Genomic DNA, 18,163 nt, shown 5'->3' with positions numbered 1-18,163 from the left:
ACCCCGGCCGGGCGTCCTCAGCTGAGCGTCTTGATCGACGCCGCGTCGTACGGCGCCAGCTCCGACGTCCGGCCCGCGAGCACCTTCGCGGCCCACTCGGGGTCCTGGAGCAGCGCGCGACCGACCGCGATCATGTCGAACTCGTCGGCCTCCAGGCGGTCGAGCAGATTGTCGATGGCCTGCACCGGGGAGCCCTCGCCGGCGAACGCGCCGGTGAAGTCGCCGTCCAGGCCGACCGAGCCGACGGTGATGGTCTGCTTGCCGGTGAGCTTCTTCGTCCAGCCCGCGAGGTTGAGGTCGGAGCCGTCGAACTCGGGCTGCCAGTAGCGGCGGGTGGAGGCGTGGAAGACATCGACGCCGGCCGCGGCGAGCGGGGCCAGGATCGCCTCCAGCTCCTGCGGGGTCTCGGCGAGCCGGGCGGTGTAGTCCTGCTGCTTCCACTGCGAGTAGCGGAAGATGACGGGGAAGGTGGCCGAGACGCGCTCGCGGACCGCGGCGACGATCTCCGCGGCGAACCGGGTGCGGGCCACCGGGTCGCCGCCGTAGGCGTCGGTACGGCGGTTGGTGCCCTCCCACAGGAACTGGTCGACCAGGTAGCCGTGGGCGCCGTGGATCTCCACGCCGTCGAAGCCGATGCGCTCGGCGTCCGCGGCCGCCTGGGCGAACGCGGCGATGACATCGTCCAGGTCCTGCTGGGTCATGGCCTTGCCGGTGGGCTCGGCGCCCGCGGTGACCAGGCCGGAGGGGCCCATCGCGGGGGCGGCCGGGAAGGGGGCCTCGCCGTCCTTGCGGACCATGCCGATGTGCCACAGCTGCGGGACGATGGTGCCGCCCGCCGCGTGCACGTCCTCGGCGACCTTCGCCCAGCCCGCCAGCTGCTCCTCGCCGTGGAACCGCGGCACCCGGTCGCTCTGGCCGGCCGAGTCATGGCCGACGTAGGTGCCCTCGGTGACGATCAGGCCGACGCCCGCGGCGGCGCGGCGGGAGTAGTACGAGCGCACGTCCTCGCCGGGGATGCCGCCCGGGGAGAACATCCGGGTCATCGGCGCCATCGCGATCCGGTTGGGGACGGTGAGGCCGTTGAGCGTGATGGGGCGGGAGAGTACCTGGGCCGCGCGGGAGGCGGGCGTCGTGTCGACGGTCACGTGGGGGCTCCTCAGAAGGCTGCTAACCGAGCGGTATGTGAATGCGCATTGTTGTAGCTACTTAAGTAAGCCGTTGTACAGAGGCCAGCATTCCCGGACCCGGAAGCGGTCGTCTGTGACGCCGGACACGCCGGGCGAGAACGGACCCCCGGGAAAAGCCCGAGGGCGGCACTTCCTGTCCCTGACAGGAAGTGCCGCCCTCGGTAAGGACGTTGATCAACCGGAGGTCGATCAGAAGTCCATGTCACCGCCCGGCATGCCGCCCGGAGCGGCCGCGGCGGCCTTCTCCGGCTTGTCGGCGATGACGGCCTCGGTGGTGAGGAACAGCGCGGCGATGGAGGCGGCGTTCTGGAGCGCGGAACGGGTCACCTTCGCCGGGTCGATGATGCCCTCGGCGACCAGGTCGACGTACTCACCGGTCGCGGCGTTCAGGCCGTGGCCCGGGGTCAGGTTGCGCACCTTCTCCACCACGACACCGCCCTCGAGGCCGGCGTTGACGGCGATCTGCTTCAGCGGGGCCTCCAGGGCGATGCGCACGGCGTTGGCGCCGGTCGCCTCGTCACCCTCGAGCTCCAGCTTCTCGAAGACCTGGGAGGCCTGGAGCAGGGCCACGCCACCACCGGCGACGATGCCCTCCTCGACGGCCGCCTTGGCGTTGCGCACGGCGTCCTCGATGCGGTGCTTGCGCTCCTTGAGCTCCACCTCGGTGGCGGCACCGGCCTTGATGACCGCGACGCCGCCCGCGAGCTTGGCCAGGCGCTCCTGGAGCTTCTCGCGGTCGTAGTCCGAGTCGCTGTTCTCGATCTCGGCGCGGATCTGGTTCACCCGGCCGTTGACCTGCTCCGAGGAGCCGGCACCGTCGACGATGGTGGTCTCGTCCTTGGTGATGACGACCTTGCGGGCGCGGCCCAGGAGGTCCAGGGTCGCGTTCTCCAGCTTGAGGCCGACCTCCTCGGAGATGACCTCGCCGCCCGTGAGGATGGCGATGTCGCCGAGCATGGCCTTGCGGCGGTCGCCGAAGCCCGGGGCCTTGACGGCGACGGACTTGAAGGTGCCGCGGATCTTGTTGACGACCAGGGTCGACAGGGCCTCGCCCTCGACGTCCTCGGCGATGATCAGCAGCGGCTTGCCCGACTGCATGACCTTCTCCAGGAGCGGGAGCAGGTCCTTGACGGAGCCGATCTTGGAGTTCGCGATGAGGATGTACGGGTCCTCCAGCGACGCCTCCATGCGCTCCATGTCGGTGGCGAAGTAGGCGGAGATGTAGCCCTTGTCGAAGCGCATGCCCTCGGTGAGCTCAAGCTCCAGACCGAAGGTGTTGCTCTCCTCGACGGTGATGACGCCTTCCTTGCCGACCTTGTCCATCGCCTCGGCGATCAGCTCGCCGATCTGGGTGTCGGCGGCGGAGATGGACGCGGTGGAGGCGATCTGCTCCTTGGTCTCGACGTCCTTCGCCTGCTCCAGCAGGGCGGCGGAGACGGCCTCGACGGCCTTCTCGATACCGCGCTTCAGGGCCATCGGGTTGGCACCGGCGGCGACGTTGCGCAGGCCTTCCTTGACCAGGGCCTGGGCGAGGACGGTCGCGGTGGTCGTACCGTCACCGGCGACGTCGTCCGTCTTCTTGGCGACTTCCTTGACCAGCTCGGCGCCGATCTTCTCGTACGGGTCCTCGAGCTCGATCTCCTTGGCGATGGAGACACCATCGTTGGTGATCGTGGGGGCGCCCCACTTCTTCTCGAGGACGACGTTGCGACCCTTGGGGCCGAGCGTCACCTTGACGGCGTCCGCGAGCTGGTTCATGCCGCGCTCGAGGCCGCGCCGCGCCTCCTCGTCGAACGCGATGATCTTGGCCATGTGAAGTGGTCCCTCCAGGACTGGGGGTGATTCCTTCGGACCGCGCCCGCGCCCGCGACGGACGGTTCGCCGGCCTGTGGTTCCTTGCCCCACACGGCCTGCGGACCTCACCGACCCGGTCCTTCTTTGTCACTCTCACCTTCAGAGTGCTAACGCCAATGATTAGCACTCGGCATGCCCGAGTGCAAGCGCCTCGGCCCTCCTCGGACCCACCTCGGCGGCCGGGTCGGCCGGGGGCGAACACGCGCGGGCACCCGGCCCCGGGCACGCCGAAGGGCCCGCACCCTGTGCGAGGTGCGGGCCCTTCGGTGGAGAAACGTTCAGACGGCGACGCGAACCATGTCGGCCTGCGGACCCTTCTGGCCCTGCGAGATCTCGAACTCGACTCGCTGGCCCTCCTCCAGGGTGCGGTAGCCGTCCATCTGAATGGCGCTGTAATGGACGAAGACGTCCGCACCACCGTCGACCGCGATGAAGCCGTACCCCTTCTCCGCGTTGAACCACTTGACGGTGCCCTGAGCCATGCCTAACTCCCCTATTACTGGCCCTTGCACAGATCCACACTTCGCGGACCCGGGTCAGACCTCGCCCCCATTGCATCGGGGGCGTGCGCCGGAACGCGTCGACCGCGGCTGAATGTATCTGTCCAACTGCCGTCTGCAACAGGTCAATTGGACGAGAATTCTGGACGCGAACGATCCGGAATGTGGGGAGAATTCACCCGAATTCAGGGCAAGTCGGGCCCCGTAAAAGACGCAAAAGCCGCGGAAAGGCCGTGTATTTTGGCTACTTCTTATCGGGCTCGCGGAAGGGAATCGAGGGCTTACCCTCGATCATCGGAGGGCGCGTTCCCCAACTGTACCGCGCTCAATCACACAGAATTGCCCCCTCCGCTTCTCTCACGGAGAGGGCAATCCGATGTACTTTCGGTGACCGTCATTACCTAAGGTAATGATCGATCATTCGGTCAGCAGCCGCCGGCCACCGCCGGGATGATGGAGACCCCCGCGCCGTCCGGGGTGGAGGTCTGAAGGCCCTGCTCGAAACGGACGTCGTCGTCGTTGACGTAGACGTTCACGAACCGGCGCAGCTTGCCCTGGTCGTCCAGGACGCGGGCGGCGATGCCGGTGTGGTTCTTCTCCAGGTCCTCGATGACCTCGCCGAGGGTGGTGCCCTCGGCGGCGACCTCGGCCTGTCCACCGGTGTAGGTGCGCAGGATGGTGGGGATGCGAACGGTCACGCTCATGCGAGGCCAGCCTCTCGGAAGGAGTCCAGGTTCGGGCGGATGGTGGCGGTCAGGCCGGTGCCGGCCACCGCGTCGAGGGTCTTGAGACCGTCGCCGGTGTTGAGGACGACGGTGGTCTTCGCCGGGTCGAGCGCCCCGCTCTCGATCAGCTTCCGCGTGACGCCGACGGTCACGCCGCCGGCCGTCTCGGCGAAGATGCCCTCGGTGCGCGCCAGCAGCTTGATCGCGGCCACCACCTGCTCGTCCGTCACGTCCTCCACCGCGCCGCCGGTGCGCCGGGCGATGTCCAGGACATAGGGACCGTCGGCCGGGTTGCCGATGGCGAGGGACTTGGCGATGGTGTTCGGCTTCTGGGGCCGTACCACGTCGTGGCCCGCCTTGTAGGCCGTCGACACCGGCGAGCAGCCCTCGGCCTGGGCACCGAAGATCTTGTACGGCCGGTCCTCGACCAGACCGAGCTCGATCAGCTCCCGGAGGCCCTTGTCGATCTTGGTGAGCTGGGAGCCGGAGGCGATCGGGACCACGATCTGGTCCGGCAGCCGCCAGCCGAGCTGCTCGCAGATCTCGTACGCCAGGGTCTTGGAGCCCTCGGCGTAGTACGGCCGCAGATTCACGTTGACGAAGCCCCAGCCCTCGCCGGCCGGGTCGCCGATCAGCTCGGAGCAGAAGCGGTTCACATCGTCGTAGTTGCCCTCGATGCCGACCAGCTCGCCGCCGTAGACCGCGGCCATGACGACCTTGCCCTGCTCCAGGTCGTGCGGGATGAACACGCAGGAGCGCAGCCCGGCGCGGGCGGCGGCGGCGCCGACGGCGCCGGCCAGGTTGCCGGTGGAGGAGCAGGACAGGGTGGTGAAGCCGAAGGCGCGGGCCGCCTCCAGGGCCTGGGCGACGACCCGGTCCTTGAAGGAGTGGGTCGGGTTGCCGGAGTCGTCCTTGACGTACAGACCGCCGGTGACGCCGAGCTCGCGGGCCAGGTTGTCGGCCTTGACCAGCTTGGTCCAGCCGGGGTTGATGTTCGGCTTGTCCGCGACATCGGCCGGGACCGGCAGCAGCGGGGCGTAGCGCCAGATGTTGGCGGGGCCGTCCTCGATCCGCTTGCGCAGCTCTTCGGTGTCGTAGGCGGAGAAGTCGTAGGCGATCTCCAGCGGGCCGAAGCATTCCTCGCAGGCGAAGACCGGACCGAGCGGGACGCGGTGGCCGCATTCGCGACAGCTGAGGGCGGCGGCGGGGCCGAGATCGACGGTGGAGGTACCGGAGGTGGCAACTGTCTGCACAGCCATGGGAGGCGAGGCCCTTTCTCCTCATCTTCCTCACGACGCACTTCGCCGTGAGACGGATTTGGCACCTTCCCTAGCCGGGAGCCTCGCTGTGATGAGAACGAGAACCGACTGGAGGGTTGCCGGGGCTTCATCGGGCCGTGTCCCTCTGCCCCTCTGGATGAGCGGTATTCGATTGTGTCCGCAGTACTGCGGTGTGTCCGCGCGCGACCCCCGACATGCGATGGTCATCGGCGTTGCTCAAGACTGTAACCGAAGGCCTGGAGAGTTGAGATAGTCGTCCGTACCGCGAGACGAGCCGCGAGACGAGCGTGAGGAGCCGGGGACCGTGCTGGAAGAAGTCGAGCGCTGGATGGGCAACCGCTCCTGGTCCGTGCGCGATCGGCCGGCGCACCAGGTCCTGGCGGCGAAGGGGCGCACCGGCCAGACCATCAGCGTGGTGCTGCCCGCGCTCGACGAGGAGGAGACCGTCGGCGAGATCGTCGCGGTGATCCGGCGGGATCTGATGGAGCGGGTGCCGCTCGTCGACGAGGTCCTGGTGATCGACTCCGGCTCCACCGACCGCACCTCCGAGGTCGCCGCCGCGGCGGGCGCGCGGGTGGTGCACCGGGACGCGATCCTGCCCCGGATACCCGCGGTGCGGGGCAAGGGCGAGGTGCTGTGGCGCTCGCTGCTCGTGGCCACCGGGGACATCATCTGCTTCATCGACGCGGACCTGCGGGAGTTCTCCTCCGACTTCGTCCTCGGCATCGTCGGCCCGCTGCTCACCGAGCCGGACGTCCAGCTGGTCAAGGCGATGTACGACCGTCCGCTCGCCGGTACGGCGGGGCAGGGCGGCCGGGTCACCGAGCTGATGGCGCGCCCGCTGCTGAACATGCACTGGCCGCAGCTGGCGGGCTTCGTGCAGCCGCTGGGCGGGGAGTACGCGGCCCGGCGCTCGCTGCTCGAACAGCTGCCGTTCCCGGTCGGGTACGGGGTCGAGCTGGGCATGCTGGTGGACGCGCTGCATCTGGTGGGCCTGGACGCGCTGGCCCAGGTGGACGTCGGGGTGCGCAAGCACCGGCACCAGGACGGGCAGGCGCTCGGCCGGATGGCGGCGGCCATCTACCGCACGGCCCAGCTGCGGCTGGCCCGCGGCCATCTGGTGCGCCCCGCGCTCACCCAGTTCGAGCGGGGGGTCTCCGGCTTCGAGCCGCGTACCTACGCGGTGGACACCGAGGAGCGGCCGCCGATGACCGAGATCGCGGAGTACGCCCGGCGCCGGGTGGCGTGAAAGCGCAGGTACGGCCCGCTGCGACGGTGTTCCGGAGCGATCCGTGGGTTTGAGGGTTTCCGGGCCGGGCTAGGTTCTGGACCATGTCTTCCACGCACGGTGCTGAGGTGCTGGTCGCGTCCAATCGCGGCCCGGTTTCGTACGAGACGGGCGAGGACGGTTCGCTGCGCGCCAAGCGGGGCGGCGGCGGGCTGGTCTCGGGTCTGTCGGCGATCGGCCCGGAGACGAACGCGGTCTGGGTGTGCGCCGCGCTCGGCGACGGCGACCGGGCGGCCGTGCGCCGCGCCGAGGGCGGACTGCTGCCGGAGGCGGACACCGGCGGGCAGCGGGTGCGGATGCTGGACATCGACCCGGAGGTCTTCGCCGCCGCGTACAACGGGATCGCCAACTCGGTGCTCTGGTTCGTGCACCACATGCTCTACCAGACCCCGCTGGAGCCCGTCTTCGACGCGGAGTTCCGGCGGCAGTGGGCCGCGTACGAGGCGTACAACCGGGCGTTCGCGAAGGCGCTGGCCGAGGAGGCGGGCGAGGGCGCGGCGGTGCTGATCCAGGACTACCACCTGGCGCTCGCCCCGCGGATGCTCCGCAGGCTGCGGCCCGATCTGCGCATCGGCCACTTCTCGCACACGCCGTGGGCGCCGGCCGAGTACTTCCGGCTGCTGCCGGACGACATCGCGGCGGAGCTGCTGACCGGGATCCTCGGCGCGGACCGGGCCGCGTTCCTGACCCGGCGCTGGGCGGACGCGTTCACCGAGTGCTGCCACGCGGTGCTGGGGCCCGGGATCCCCGCCGGTACCCGGATCGGGGTGCACGGCCTGGGCGCGGACGCCGACTTCCTGCGCGAGCGGTCCCACCGGCCGGACGTGGCCGAGCGGATGGCGGCGCTGCGGGCGGAGATCGGCGAGGGCCGCCGGACCATCGTCCGGGTCGACCGCACCGAGCTGTCCAAGAACATCGTGCGCGGGCTGCTGGCGTACCGGCAGCTGCTGGACGAGCACCCCGAGTGGCGGGAGAAGGTCGTACACGTCGCGTTCGCGTACCCCTCCCGGCAGGACCTCGCCGTGTACCGGGAGTACACGGCGGAGGTGCAGCGGGTCGCCGAGGAGATCAACTCGGCCTATGGGACGCCGGGTTGGATCCCGGTGGTGCTGCATGTGAAGGACGACTTCGCCCGTTCCCTGGCCGCGTACCGGCTGGCCGACGTGGCGCTGGTCAACCCGATCCGGGACGGCATGAACCTGGTCGCCAAGGAGGTGCCGGTCGTCTCCGACGAGGGCTGTGCGCTGGTGCTCTCCCGGGAGGCGGGGGCGCACGAGGAGATGGGCGAGGACGCGCTCACGGTCAATCCGTACGACATCACGGGCACGGCCGAGACCCTGCACACGGCGCTGACCATGCCGGCCGAGGAGCGGGCCGAGCGCTCGAAGCGGCTGGCCGCGGCGGGCACGGCGCTGCCGCCGGCCCGGTGGTTCCTGGACCAGCTGCACGCCCTGGACGATCAGTCCAGCTGAGCCGCCAGCGCGGTGAGGAGTCCGACGACGCCCTCGGGGCCGTCGACCACCAGGTCCGCCCGCTCGGCCAGTTCGGAGACCTCCGTGCTGCCGCTGCACACGAGGAGCCCCGGGGTGCCCTCGGAGCGGAGCTTGTCGACGGCGGCGTAGGCGGGGAGGTCGCCGAGGTCGTCGCCGGCGTAGAGGACGGACCCGGCGCCGGTCTCGCGGAGGTACTCGCCGAGGGCGACGCCCTTGTCCATGCCGGGCGGGCGCAGTTCGAGGACCATCCGGCCGGGTTCGACGATCAGCCCGTGGCGGGCGGCGAGTTCGGCGAGGGGGGCGCGCAGGGCCTCGTACGCGGCCTGCGGGTCCTGCGCGCGGCGCGTGTGTACGGCGACGGCGCGCCCCTTCTCCTCGATCCAGGTGCCCTGCCAGGCGCCGACCCGGTCCAGCAGGCCCGGCAGCTCGGCGCGGACGGCGGCGACGCCGGGGTGCGGGGCGGGAGCGGTGACGGTGCCGGTGGTGGCGTCCCAGCGTTCGGCGCCGTAGTGGCCGAGGACGGTGAGGTGGTCGAGGCCGGGGACACCGGCGAAGCCGCCGTAGCGGACCGCGACACCGGCGGGCCGGCCGGTGATCACGGCGACATGGGCGACCTTGGGGGCGAGGGCGGTGAGCGCGGCGACGGCGGCGGGGTGGGCACGGGCCTGCTCGGGGTCGTCGACGATGGGGGCGAGGGTGCCGTCGAAGTCCAGGCCGATCACCGCGGCGGTGGGGTTGGCGAGCAGCGCGGCGAGTCCGTCCCGGCCGGCCTGGGTGGCGGGGCTCGGCAGAGGATCCATGTACCGACACTATCCAGCGAGGGCGGTTGTCACGCCTGGGACTCCTCCTCAGCGCTCCGCGCGTCTCGTCTCCCTGATCCTGCGCAGGCGGTTCACCGTGACCGGGTCGTGGGAGAGGGCGCGCTCGTCGTCGAGGAGGGCGTTGAGGAGCTGGTAGTAGCGGACCGGGGAGAGATGGAGGTCCTCGCGGATGGCCCGTTCCTTCGCGCCGGGCCCGGCGAAGGACCGGCCTTCCATTGCGAGGATCTCCTTCTCGCGCTCACCCAGTTCCATGGGGAAACCGTAGCGCTCAGCCGGTGCCGGCGGCCGCGCTGTCCGCCGCCGTGGCCGTGGCCTGGAGCCGGGTGAGGACGCCCGCGGGGCTGCCGCCGGGCGCGACGGCCTGGCCGATGTTCTGCTTCACGGCCGCGCTGACCTGCGCCCAGGAGGTCTTGCCCACCGGATACATCTCGCTCGTGGCCAGCTGGTCCAGGAAGGGGTGCAGGGCCTTGTCGGGCGCCGCGTCCGACGCGCTCATGGCGTTGGACGCGGAGGTGGTGACCGGGAGGAGCCCGTAGGTGCGGGAGAAGTCGAGGACGTTCTTCTCGCTGTACACGTAGTTCAGGAAGTCGCCGACCTGGTCGGCGTGGCCGTTCTGCTTGAACGCCATCATCCAGTCGGACACCCCCATCGAGGCCCGGGCCCGCCCGGTCCGGCTCGGCGTCGGCACCATGCCGAAGCGCACGCCCTTCGCCTCGGCCTGCTGGATCAGCGTGGGATGCCCGTCGACCATGGCGGCCTGCCCGTCGGCGAACGCCGCGAACGCCTGCGCCCGGTTCAGCTTGCCCGGCGCCACCGGACCGGTCAGCCCCTTGCCGACCAGGTCGTCCTTGAGCCAGGAGAAGGTCCGCACGTTCTGCTCGGAGTCGATGGTGTAGGTGCCGATGTCATCGGTGTAGCCCGTGCCGCCGGTACCGCCGTCGCCGCCGCTGAGCAGCCACTGCATCGTCTCGGCCTGCGCCTCCTCGGGCCCCAGCGGCAGCGCGAAGGGGAACTTCACGCCCTTCGCCTTGAGCGCCTTGGCGTCCGCGGCCAGCTCGTCCCAGCTGGTGGGCGGGGTGGTGATCCCGGCGCTCGCGAAGAGCGTCTTGTTGTAGAAGAGCACCCGGGTGGAGGCGGCGAAGGGGATGCCGTACTGCGTATGGCTCCACTGGCCGGCGTCGGACAGCTGGGAGAGGAAGTCCGCCTGGGTGCGGATGGAGAGCAGGTCGGAGGCCGCGTAGAGCTTCCCGGCCGCCGCGTAGTCGGCGTACGCGCCGATCTGCGCCAGGTCCGGCGCGTGCCCGGCGTCGACCATGTCCTTGACCTTGCGGTCGACGTCGTTCCAGGAGTACACGCTGACCTGGATCTTCACGCCCGGGTGTGTCTTCTCGTACTCCTTGACCAGCGAGTCCCAGTACTTCTGCGAGCTGTTCCCCGCCGAGTCGCCGTAGTCCGCGGCCACGAGTCTGAGGGTCACATCGGAGGAGCCCGTGCTCCCGCAGCCGCCGAGGAACGCGGTCATGCCCATGGCGGACACCGTCGCGATCATTCCTGCTGTACGCCGACGCACCGTCAAAACCCCAACCCCGCTGTCCGAACAAATAAGTCAGATGAACGCCTAAGGTCTACACCACGCGAGTGGACTAGACCTCTCGTGGGTCAGCGGGCCACACTGTCCCCGTGAGACATGTCATCGCCCTGGACGTGGGCGGTACCGGGATGAAGGCCGCCCTCGTCGGGGACGACGGCGCCCTGCTGCACCGCGCCCGCCGCGCCACCGGCCGTGAACGCGGCCCCGACGCGGTGGTCGCGGGCATCCTCGACTTCGCCGCCGAGCTGTACGCGTACGGCACCGAGCATTACGGCCCGCCGGCCGCCGCCGGCATAGCGGTGCCCGGCATCGTCGACGAGGAGCACGGCACCGCCGTCTACGCCGCCAACCTCGGCTGGAAGGACGTACCGCTGCGCGATCTGCTCGCCGAGCGGCTCGGGGTGCCCGTCGCGCTCGGCCACGACGTGCGCACCGGCGGGCTCGCCGAGGGCCGGATCGGCGCGGGCCGGGGCGCCGACCGCTTTCTGTTCGTACCGCTCGGCACCGGCATCGCGGGCGCGATCGGGATCGACGGCCGGGTGGAGTCCGGGGCGCACGGCTTCGCGGGCGAGATCGGCCATGTCGTCGTACGGCCCGGGGGCACGCTCTGCCCCTGCGGGCAGCGCGGCTGTCTGGAGCGGTACGCCTCCGCGGCCGCCGTCAGCGAGGCCTGGGCGGCGGCCGGCGGGAACCCGGACGCGGACGCGGCCGACTGCGCGCGGGCCGTCGCGGCGGGCGACCCCGGTGCCCGGCGGGTCTGGCAGGAGGCGGTGGACGCGCTCGCCGACGGTCTGGTCACCGCGCTCACCCTGCTGGACCCGCGCACGCTGATCATCGGTGGCGGTCTCGCCGAGGCGGGGGAAGTGTTGTTCCAGCCCCTGCGGGACGCCGTCCGGCGCCGGGTCACCTTCCAGAAACTGCCGTCCATCGTCCCCGCCGCCCTCGGCGACACCGCCGGCTGCCTCGGCGCGGGCCTGCTCGCGCGGGATCTGCTGACGACCACTTCTACTCCGGAGGTAGACACCTGATGGCCAGTCCAAGAGGAGCCGCGACGGATCCGCGGGTGCTCACCGGCGCGAACGTGGTGCTTCCCACCGGCACGGTGAAGAACGGCACCGTGGCCATCGACGGCACGCGCATCGCCGGCGCTCCCCCGGCCGACGCCGCCGTGCTCGACGTGTCCGGCCACTGGCTGGTCCCTGGCTTCGTCGACCTCCACAACCACGGCGGCGGCGGCGCCTCCTTCTCCGGCACCGCCGAGCAGATCCTCACCGCGATCCGCACCCATCGCGCGCACGGCACCACCACCCTCGTCGCCTCCACCGTCACCGACGAGATGGACCTGCTGGTCCGCCAGGCCGGGCTGCTCAGCGAGCTGGCCGAGCAGGGCGACATCGCGGGCATCCACTTCGAGGGGCCGTTCATCTCGCCGTGCCGCAAGGGCGCCCACTCCGAGGCGCTGCTGCGCCACCCGGAGCCGGCCGAGGTGCGCAAGCTGATCGACGCGGCGCGCGGGCAGGCCCGGATGCTCACCCTCGCCGCCGAACTGCCGGGCGGCATCGACTCGGTACGGCTGCTCACCGAGCACGGGGTGATCGCGGCGATCGGGCACACCGACGCGACGTACGAGCAGACGGTGGACGCCATCGAGGCGGGTGCCACGGTCGCCACGCACCTCTTCAACGCGATGCCCGCCCTCGGCCACCGCACCCCGGGTCCGGTCGCGGCCCTGCTGGAGGACGAGCGGGTGACGGTCGAGCTGATCAACGACGGCACGCATCTGCACCCGGCCGCCCTGGAGCTGGCGTTCCATCACGCGGGCGCGGACCGGGTGGCGTTCATCACCGACGCGATGGACGCGGCCGGGATCGGCGACGGCCGCTACATGCTGGGCCCGCTGGAGGTGGAGGTCAGCGAGGGCGTGGCCCGGCTGGTGGAGGGCGGTTCGATCGCCGGCTCCACGCTGACGCTGGACCGGGCGTTCAAACGCGCGGTGACCGTGGACCGGCTGCCGGTCGAGCACGCGGTGAAGGCCCTGTCCGCCAACCCGGCCCGGCTGCTGGGCCTTTCGGACCGGGTCGGTTCCCTGGAGCCCGGCAAGGACGCGGACCTGGTGCTGCTGGACGCGGACTTCGACGTACGGGGCGTGATGCGGCACGGCGAGTGGGTGGTCGCTCCCCAACTGGGCTGATACGCCCGGCTTTTCCCTGCGATCGGGCCGACCCGCATCTGGGTCGGCCGCCGTCTCTTTGGCATGATCAGGGCCCCGGAACGACGGCTTCGAGGGAGGCAGCCCGGGTGATCCTCACGGTCACGCTGAACACCGCTCTCGACATCACCTATCGGGTGCGGTCACTGCGTCCGCATGCCTCGCACCGGGTCTCGGAGGTCATCGAACGCCCGGGCGGCAAAGGGGTGAACGTGGGCCGGGTGCTCGCGGCGCTCGGACACGAGGTGACGGTCACCGGGTTCGCGGGCGGCGGCACGGGCCGGGCGGTGCGGGACGGGCTCGCCGGGACCGAGGGGCTGACGGACGCGCTGGTGCCGGTGGCGGGGGCGACGCGGCGCACCATCGCGGTCGTGGACGAACACTCCGGCGACACGACACAGTTGAACGAGCCGGGCCCGCAGATCGCGCCCGCGGAGTGGGCCATGTTCCTGGACTGCTACGCGGAGCTGCTCTCCGGCGCCTCGGCGGTGGCCCTGTGCGGCAGCCTGCCGCCGGGGGTTCCGGTGGGGGCGTACGCGGGTCTGATCCGCACGGCGCGCTCCCTGGGCGTGCCGGTCCTGCTGGACACCAGCGGCGAGCCGCTGCGCCGGGGGGTGGCGGCCCGCCCCGACATCATCAAGCCCAACGCCGACGAACTGGCCGAACTCACCGGCTCCCACGACCCCTTGCGCGCCACCGAATCCGCCCGCCGCCGCGGCGCCCACACGGTCATCGCGTCCCTGGGCCCGAACGGCCTGCTGGCCACGACCCCGGAGGGCCGCTGGCGCGCCACCCCGCCGGGCCGGGTGCACGGCAATCCGACCGGCGCGGGCGACTCGGCGGTCGCCGCGCTCCTGTCCGGCCTGGTGACCCACCTCCCCTGGCCGACCCGCCTCACCCACGCCATCGCCCTCTCGGCCGCCACCGTCCGAGCACCCGCGGCGGGCGAGTTCGACCGGCGTACGTACGAGGAGCTGCTGGGCCGGGTCACGGTCACGGGCCAGGCCGGCGCGGCGTGACGCGCGGTGCTCCGGCGCCCCGGGCAACGGGCCCGGAAAGCGGAATGCCACCGGCCGTCCGACGACCGGTGGCACCGCCTCCTGGCGGACGGCTCAGCTGGTGACGCGGCCCGCCTTGATCCACAGCTGGTCCAGCAGGACGTTGCACTTGTCGCCCGGCTGGCAGGAGATCGAGATGGTGTTGTTGCCCTTCTTGAGCGTGGGCCACACGTAGGAGCGGGTCCAGCCCTGGGCGAAGTCGTTGTCGGCGGCGTGCCGCCAGTTCCTCAGCCCGAGCTTGCTGCCGAACTCCTTGCCGTTGACGGTGACCGTCATCGACTGGTCCTCGCCGGTCGCGCTGTACCCGGTGAAGAGGGTGTAGTCGCCGTCCGAGGGAACGTCCACGTTCCAGGTGACGGAGGCGCCGACCTGGTTCAGGCCGCCCACGTACTTGCCGCCCGCGGCCCGCGAACCCTTGACGTCCGTGGCCGGCGCGGCGCCGCCCGACAGCTGCACCGAGCTGTCCGCGGCATCGGCCTTGGGCAGCTGGCCGCCCGCCGAGCTGCTGCTCGTCGGGGTCGGGTCCGTGCTCTGGGACTGGGTCGGGGTGGTGCCGGCCTGGTTGTCGGAGTTGTCGTCGGAGTTGCCGTTGAGCATGGCGACGCTGATGCCGATGACCACCGCGGCGACCACCGCGATCGCGCCGATCAGCAGGCCCTTGGTGTTGGGGCCGCGGCGGCCGGGGCCGGGCGCCGGGGCGTGGCCCGCGGGCGGGGCGCCGCCGGGGAGCGTCTCCGGTGCCTGGTAGTGCGCGTTCGGCTGGCCGTAGGCACCCTGCTGCGGGACATAGGGCGGCTGCTGCTGGCCGTACTGACGCTCGCCGACCGTGCGCACCCTGCTGACCGAGTTCGGGTAGCCGTAACCACCGGACGGCGGCTGTGCTCCTCTGGCCTGGCCGTCTGCGTACAGATAGCCGAACGGGTCGTCTTCCTCGGGCGTGCTCGCGCCGTTGTCGCCGGGCGTCATCCCTTGGTACTCCTCAACAGGTGCGAACGGATACGGTCATGGCTGGAAAGGCGAGCCTACCTGTTCCGCTTGCGCCGAACAGGTGACGCAGACCGCATCAACTCGCTGACCTGGCGCTCATCCCGCGCGGCGATGTTGTTTGGGACGAGATCGTTTCTCTACGTACATCCGCTCGTCGGCCGACTTCAACACTTCGTCGGCCGTCATCCCGCAGTGCGCCCACCCGATGCCGAAACTCGCCCCCACCCGGACCGCCCGGCCCTCGGCCCGGATCGGCTGGATGATCTCGTTGCGCAGCCGTACCGCCAGGTCCTCGGCGTCCGCGCGGCCGAGCCCGTCGGCGAGGATCACGAACTCGTCGCCGCCGAGCCGGGCCACCGTGTCGCCGTCGCGCACCCCCTGGGACAGCCGCCGCGCGACCTCGATCAGGACGGCGTCGCCCGCGTTGTGCCCGAACCGGTCGTTGATCGACTTGAAGCCGTCCAGATCGCAGAAGAGCACCGCGAGGCCCTTGGTGCCGTCGTCCTGCTCGCCCTCGGGCGCGACGGTGTGCACATGGTGGTCGTAGCCGTCGTACGACTCCGTGCCCGGCGCGAAGTCGAAGCCGTGCCCGGTGGGGCCGTCGAAGGCGGGGTGGTGGCCGTAGGCCGCGTCCAGGGACTCCAGGGCGTGCGCCGGGCGGCGGCACAGCCGGGCGGCGAGCCGCGAGCGCAGCTCCGCGGAGTTCGGCAGGCCGGTCAGCGAGTCGTGCGAGGCGCGGTGGGCGAGCTGGAGCTCACGGCGCTTGCGCTCCTCTATGTCCTCGACGTGGGTGAGCAGGAAGCGGGGCCCGTCGGCGGCGTCCGCGACCACGCTGTTGCGCAGCGACACCCACACATAGCTGCCGTCGCGGCGGCCGAGGCGCAGCTCGGCGCGACCGCCCTCCGCCGAGGTGCGCAGCAGGGTGCCGATGTCCTCGGGGTGCACCAGGTCGGAGAAGGCGTAGCGGCGCATCGCGGAGGCCGGACGGCCGAGCAGCCGGCACAGGGCGTCGTTGGTGCGCAGGATGCGGCCGTGCTGTTCACCGCCCATCTCGGCGATCGCCATACCGGACGGCGCGTACTCGAACGCCTGTCGGAAACTCTCCTCGCTCGCCCGCAGCGCCTGCTGCTCCCGCTCCAGGCGGACCAGGGCGCGCTGCATATTGGAGCGCAGCCGGGCGTTGCTGATCGCGATGGCGGCCTGGAAGGCGTACATCTGGAGGGCCTCACGGCCCCAGGCGCCGGGCAGCCGGCCGTTGCGCGGGCGGTCCACGGATATGACGCCGAGCAGCTCACCGCAGGAGCCGCCCTGGGCGCCCGGTGTGTACATGGGGGCGAAGAGGCGGTCGGAGGGGTGCCACTCGTCCTCGAAGCGGGGCGCGGGACCGTCCGTGAACCACTGGGGCACATCGTCGTCGTCCAGCACCCAGCCCTCGGTGTGCGGTATGAAGACGAGGTCGCCCCAGCGCTCGCCCATCCCCAGGCGCCGGTCCCAGGCGTCGCGGGAGCCGACCCGGCCGGTGATCAGGGCCTCGGCGGCGGAATTGCCGGAGAACGCGGCGACGACGAGATCGCCGTCGGGTCGTACGAGGTTCACGCCCGCCATCTCGTACCCGAGGGCGTTGACCACGCCGTCGGCGACGGTCTGCAACGTGTCCGCCAGGCTGCGCGCCGTGTTCATGTCCGCCATGACCTGGTGCAGCTGCCGCAGGGACGCAAGACGGACATACGGCTCCGACTCGGTCTCCATGCTCGCCCTCCCCCCGAGACCTCGCAGCGAATCAAGGGTCGTCGTCTTCGGCGCCTCGTGGTTGCTCCAGCAGTTTCACCGCCACTGAATCACAGCGCGCTGCTCACCCGGTACACAGGGTCAACAATTCCTGCCCCTTGTGACTCAAGTCACAGCAAAACGTGAACAATTGGGCGGAGTTTCGGCGTTTTCCATGCGTTCACCGAATGCCTGCTTTCCGGTTCCGCTCCGCCGCTGGTCCTAGGTCCCGGCTCGGCCGGAGGCCCGATGCGACGGGCGTAGAGCGCAGACTAGCGTTTCCGGCGTGCTGAAGACGCCTTCCCCCACCACCCTCGCCGCTTCCGGGCATGCTGAGGGGGTGAGCAACGACGAGTTCCGGGCCGCGATGTCCCGGCTGGCCGCGGGCGTGGTCCTGGTCACCGCGCAGGAACCGCCGCTCGACCCCGACGACCCGGACGCCCCGGGTGTGGAGGACGTCGGCATGACCGCCACGGCGTTCCTGTCGGTCTCCCTGGACCCGCCGCTGGTGCTGGTCAGCCTGCGGGAGGGCTCACGCATGGACGACCTGCTCGCCGAACAGCCGCTGTGGGCGGTGTCGGTGCTCGCCGAGAGCCAGCGGCACATCGCGGGCCGCTTCGCCATGAAGGGCCGCATCAGCGACCGGCTCCTGTTCGAGGACCTCGCGTACACCCGCGGCGAGGTCACCCACGCCCCGCTGATCGGCGGCGCGCTGGCGACGCTGGAGTGCCGCACCGAGCAGCGGGTGGCGGCGGGCGATCACACCCTGGTCATCGGCCGGGTGCTGACGGCCCGGGTGCCGAGCGCGGAGGGCGGCCCGCTGACGTATTTCCGGGGCCGTTACCGGCAGTTGGGCTGAGCCTTGGTTTTATTTCCGTGGTGGTGCGGTGAATTCGCCGCCTAGGGTGCGCGGATGACACCGCATCTGGAAGAGATCACGCCCCGCAATTTCGAGACGGCGATCGGTATTCGCGTCCGGCCCGACCAGGAACACGCGGTGGAGCCGGTGGAACGCTCCCTCGCCGAGGCCCATGTCCACCCTCCGGGTGTGGCCTGGCCGCGGCTGATCCTCGACGGCGCCCGGCCAGTCGGGTTCCTGATGGCCTTCCTCGACATCGACTGGTACGGCGACGGAAGCGTCCGCCGGTCGGGGCTGTGGCGGCTGAACATCGCGGCGGGCGAGCAGGGGCGGGGGTACGGGCGCTTCGCGGTCGCCTCGGTGGGCGCGGAGATCCGGCGCCGGGGTGGTTCCGAGCTGTACGTCACCTGGCATCCCGGGGCGGACGGCCCCGAGGAGTTCTATCTCCGGCTGGGCTTCGGGAAGAACGGGGAGACGAGCGGGGGGCAGACGGTGGGGGTGCTGGGTCTGGGGGACGCGTAGCCGGGGAGCGGGCGGCGAAGGG

At 71.1% G+C, this 18,163-nt stretch carries 17 protein-coding genes and 1 riboswitch; of the genes, 7 read left to right on the top strand and 10 right to left on the bottom strand.

All coding sequences use genetic code 11. The features are described from left to right. Nucleotides 1–17: 17 nt before the first annotated feature. The 5 genes from HEP81_RS21100 to thrC form a co-directional block, all read right to left on the bottom strand. Nucleotides 18–1,145, bottom strand: a complete 1,128-nt coding sequence (locus HEP81_RS21100) for an NADH:flavin oxidoreductase (protein WP_037653354.1) — start codon at nt 1,143–1,145, stop codon at nt 18–20. A gap of 231 nt (nt 1,146–1,376) precedes the next feature. Beyond that, on the bottom strand, nt 1,377–2,999 hold the full coding sequence (groL, locus tag HEP81_RS21095; protein ID WP_037653355.1) for a chaperonin GroEL: 1,623 nt from the start codon (nt 2,997–2,999) through the stop codon (nt 1,377–1,379). A 320-nt stretch (nt 3,000–3,319) separates the two neighbouring features. After that, nucleotides 3,320–3,523 (bottom strand): cold-shock protein, encoded by a 204-nt coding sequence (locus HEP81_RS21090; protein WP_037653356.1) that lies wholly within the window; start codon nt 3,521–3,523, stop codon nt 3,320–3,322. 443 nt (nt 3,524–3,966) lie between these two features. Beyond that, nucleotides 3,967–4,245 (bottom strand): MoaD/ThiS family protein, encoded by a 279-nt coding sequence (locus HEP81_RS21085; RefSeq protein WP_037653358.1) that lies wholly within the window; start codon nt 4,243–4,245, stop codon nt 3,967–3,969. Beyond that, entirely contained in the window at nt 4,242–5,525 is a 1,284-nt protein-coding gene (gene thrC / locus HEP81_RS21080) for a threonine synthase (RefSeq protein WP_037653359.1), read from the bottom strand. The genes HEP81_RS21085 and thrC overlap by 4 nt, the downstream gene beginning before the upstream one ends. A gap of 18 nt (nt 5,526–5,543) precedes the next feature. Further along, nucleotides 5,544–5,689, bottom strand: a riboswitch (SAM riboswitch). Nucleotides 5,690–5,850: 161 nt separating this feature from the next. Between thrC and HEP81_RS21075 the strand changes: the two genes are divergently transcribed. Together HEP81_RS21075 and HEP81_RS21070 are read left to right on the top strand one after the other, a co-directional pair. Further along, nucleotides 5,851–6,795 (top strand): glucosyl-3-phosphoglycerate synthase, encoded by a 945-nt coding sequence (locus tag HEP81_RS21075; protein WP_037653360.1) that lies wholly within the window; start codon nt 5,851–5,853, stop codon nt 6,793–6,795. Between the two features lie 83 nt (nt 6,796–6,878). Beyond that, on the top strand, nt 6,879–8,306 hold the full coding sequence (locus HEP81_RS21070; RefSeq protein ID WP_106979867.1) for an alpha,alpha-trehalose-phosphate synthase (UDP-forming): 1,428 nt from the start codon (nt 6,879–6,881) through the stop codon (nt 8,304–8,306). Here HEP81_RS21070 and otsB read toward each other — a convergent pair. From otsB to HEP81_RS21055, 3 genes are read right to left on the bottom strand one after another with little or no spacing between them, the layout of a single operon-like run. After that, nucleotides 8,294–9,127 (bottom strand): trehalose-phosphatase, encoded by an 834-nt coding sequence (gene otsB, locus HEP81_RS21065; protein WP_037653363.1) that lies wholly within the window; start codon nt 9,125–9,127, stop codon nt 8,294–8,296. The genes HEP81_RS21070 and otsB overlap by 13 nt on opposite strands. A 48-nt stretch (nt 9,128–9,175) precedes the next feature. Continuing rightward, nucleotides 9,176–9,400: a DUF3263 domain-containing protein gene (locus tag HEP81_RS21060; RefSeq protein WP_037653364.1), complete on the bottom strand. Its 225-nt coding sequence runs from the start codon at nt 9,398–9,400 to the stop codon at nt 9,176–9,178. Between the two features lie 16 nt (nt 9,401–9,416). Continuing rightward, on the bottom strand, nt 9,417–10,676 hold the full coding sequence (locus HEP81_RS21055) for an extracellular solute-binding protein (protein WP_233359984.1): 1,260 nt from the start codon (nt 10,674–10,676) through the stop codon (nt 9,417–9,419). 152 nt (nt 10,677–10,828) lie between these two features. Here HEP81_RS21055 and HEP81_RS21050 point away from each other — a divergent pair, with 152 nt between their 5' ends. From HEP81_RS21050 to HEP81_RS21040, 3 genes are all read left to right on the top strand, one after another. Next, complete coding sequence (locus tag HEP81_RS21050) at nt 10,829–11,767, top strand: ROK family protein (protein WP_037653367.1); 939 nt, start codon at nt 10,829–10,831, stop codon at nt 11,765–11,767. Beyond that, nucleotides 11,767–12,930: an N-acetylglucosamine-6-phosphate deacetylase gene (gene nagA, locus HEP81_RS21045; protein ID WP_190276018.1), complete on the top strand. Its 1,164-nt coding sequence runs from the start codon at nt 11,767–11,769 to the stop codon at nt 12,928–12,930. The genes HEP81_RS21050 and nagA overlap by 1 nt, the downstream gene beginning before the upstream one ends. 107 nt (nt 12,931–13,037) lie before the next feature. After that, nucleotides 13,038–13,967 carry a 1-phosphofructokinase family hexose kinase gene (locus HEP81_RS21040; protein ID WP_037653370.1) on the top strand — a complete coding sequence of 310 codons (930 nt, stop codon included), beginning with the start codon at nt 13,038–13,040 and terminating at the stop codon, nt 13,965–13,967. Nucleotides 13,968–14,060: 93 nt separating this feature from the next. Here the strand turns inward: HEP81_RS21040 and HEP81_RS21035 are convergent, their stop codons facing one another. After that, nucleotides 14,061–14,972 (bottom strand): CBM35 domain-containing protein, encoded by a 912-nt coding sequence (locus HEP81_RS21035; protein WP_037653371.1) that lies wholly within the window; start codon nt 14,970–14,972, stop codon nt 14,061–14,063. A 117-nt stretch (nt 14,973–15,089) separates the two neighbouring features. Next, nucleotides 15,090–16,742 carry a diguanylate cyclase CdgB gene (gene cdgB, locus HEP81_RS21030; protein WP_037653372.1) on the bottom strand — a complete coding sequence of 551 codons (1,653 nt, stop codon included), beginning with the start codon at nt 16,740–16,742 and terminating at the stop codon, nt 15,090–15,092. A 304-nt stretch (nt 16,743–17,046) separates the two neighbouring features. Between cdgB and HEP81_RS21025 the strand changes: the two genes are divergently transcribed. Together HEP81_RS21025 and HEP81_RS21020 are read left to right on the top strand one after the other, a co-directional pair. After that, on the top strand, nt 17,047–17,619 hold the full coding sequence (locus tag HEP81_RS21025) for a flavin reductase family protein (RefSeq protein WP_078967230.1): 573 nt from the start codon (nt 17,047–17,049) through the stop codon (nt 17,617–17,619). Nucleotides 17,620–17,673: 54 nt separating this feature from the next. After that, on the top strand, nt 17,674–18,141 hold the full coding sequence (locus tag HEP81_RS21020) for a GNAT family N-acetyltransferase (protein WP_037653374.1): 468 nt from the start codon (nt 17,674–17,676) through the stop codon (nt 18,139–18,141). Nucleotides 18,142–18,163 lie beyond the last annotated feature (22 nt).

The organism is Streptomyces griseofuscus (assembly GCF_014673495.1).
Taxonomy (GTDB): Bacteria; Actinomycetota; Actinomycetes; order Streptomycetales; family Streptomycetaceae; genus Streptomyces; species Streptomyces murinus.
The sequence above is the reverse complement of the archived record's forward strand: the minus strand, read 5'-3'. Positions and strand labels throughout refer to the sequence as shown.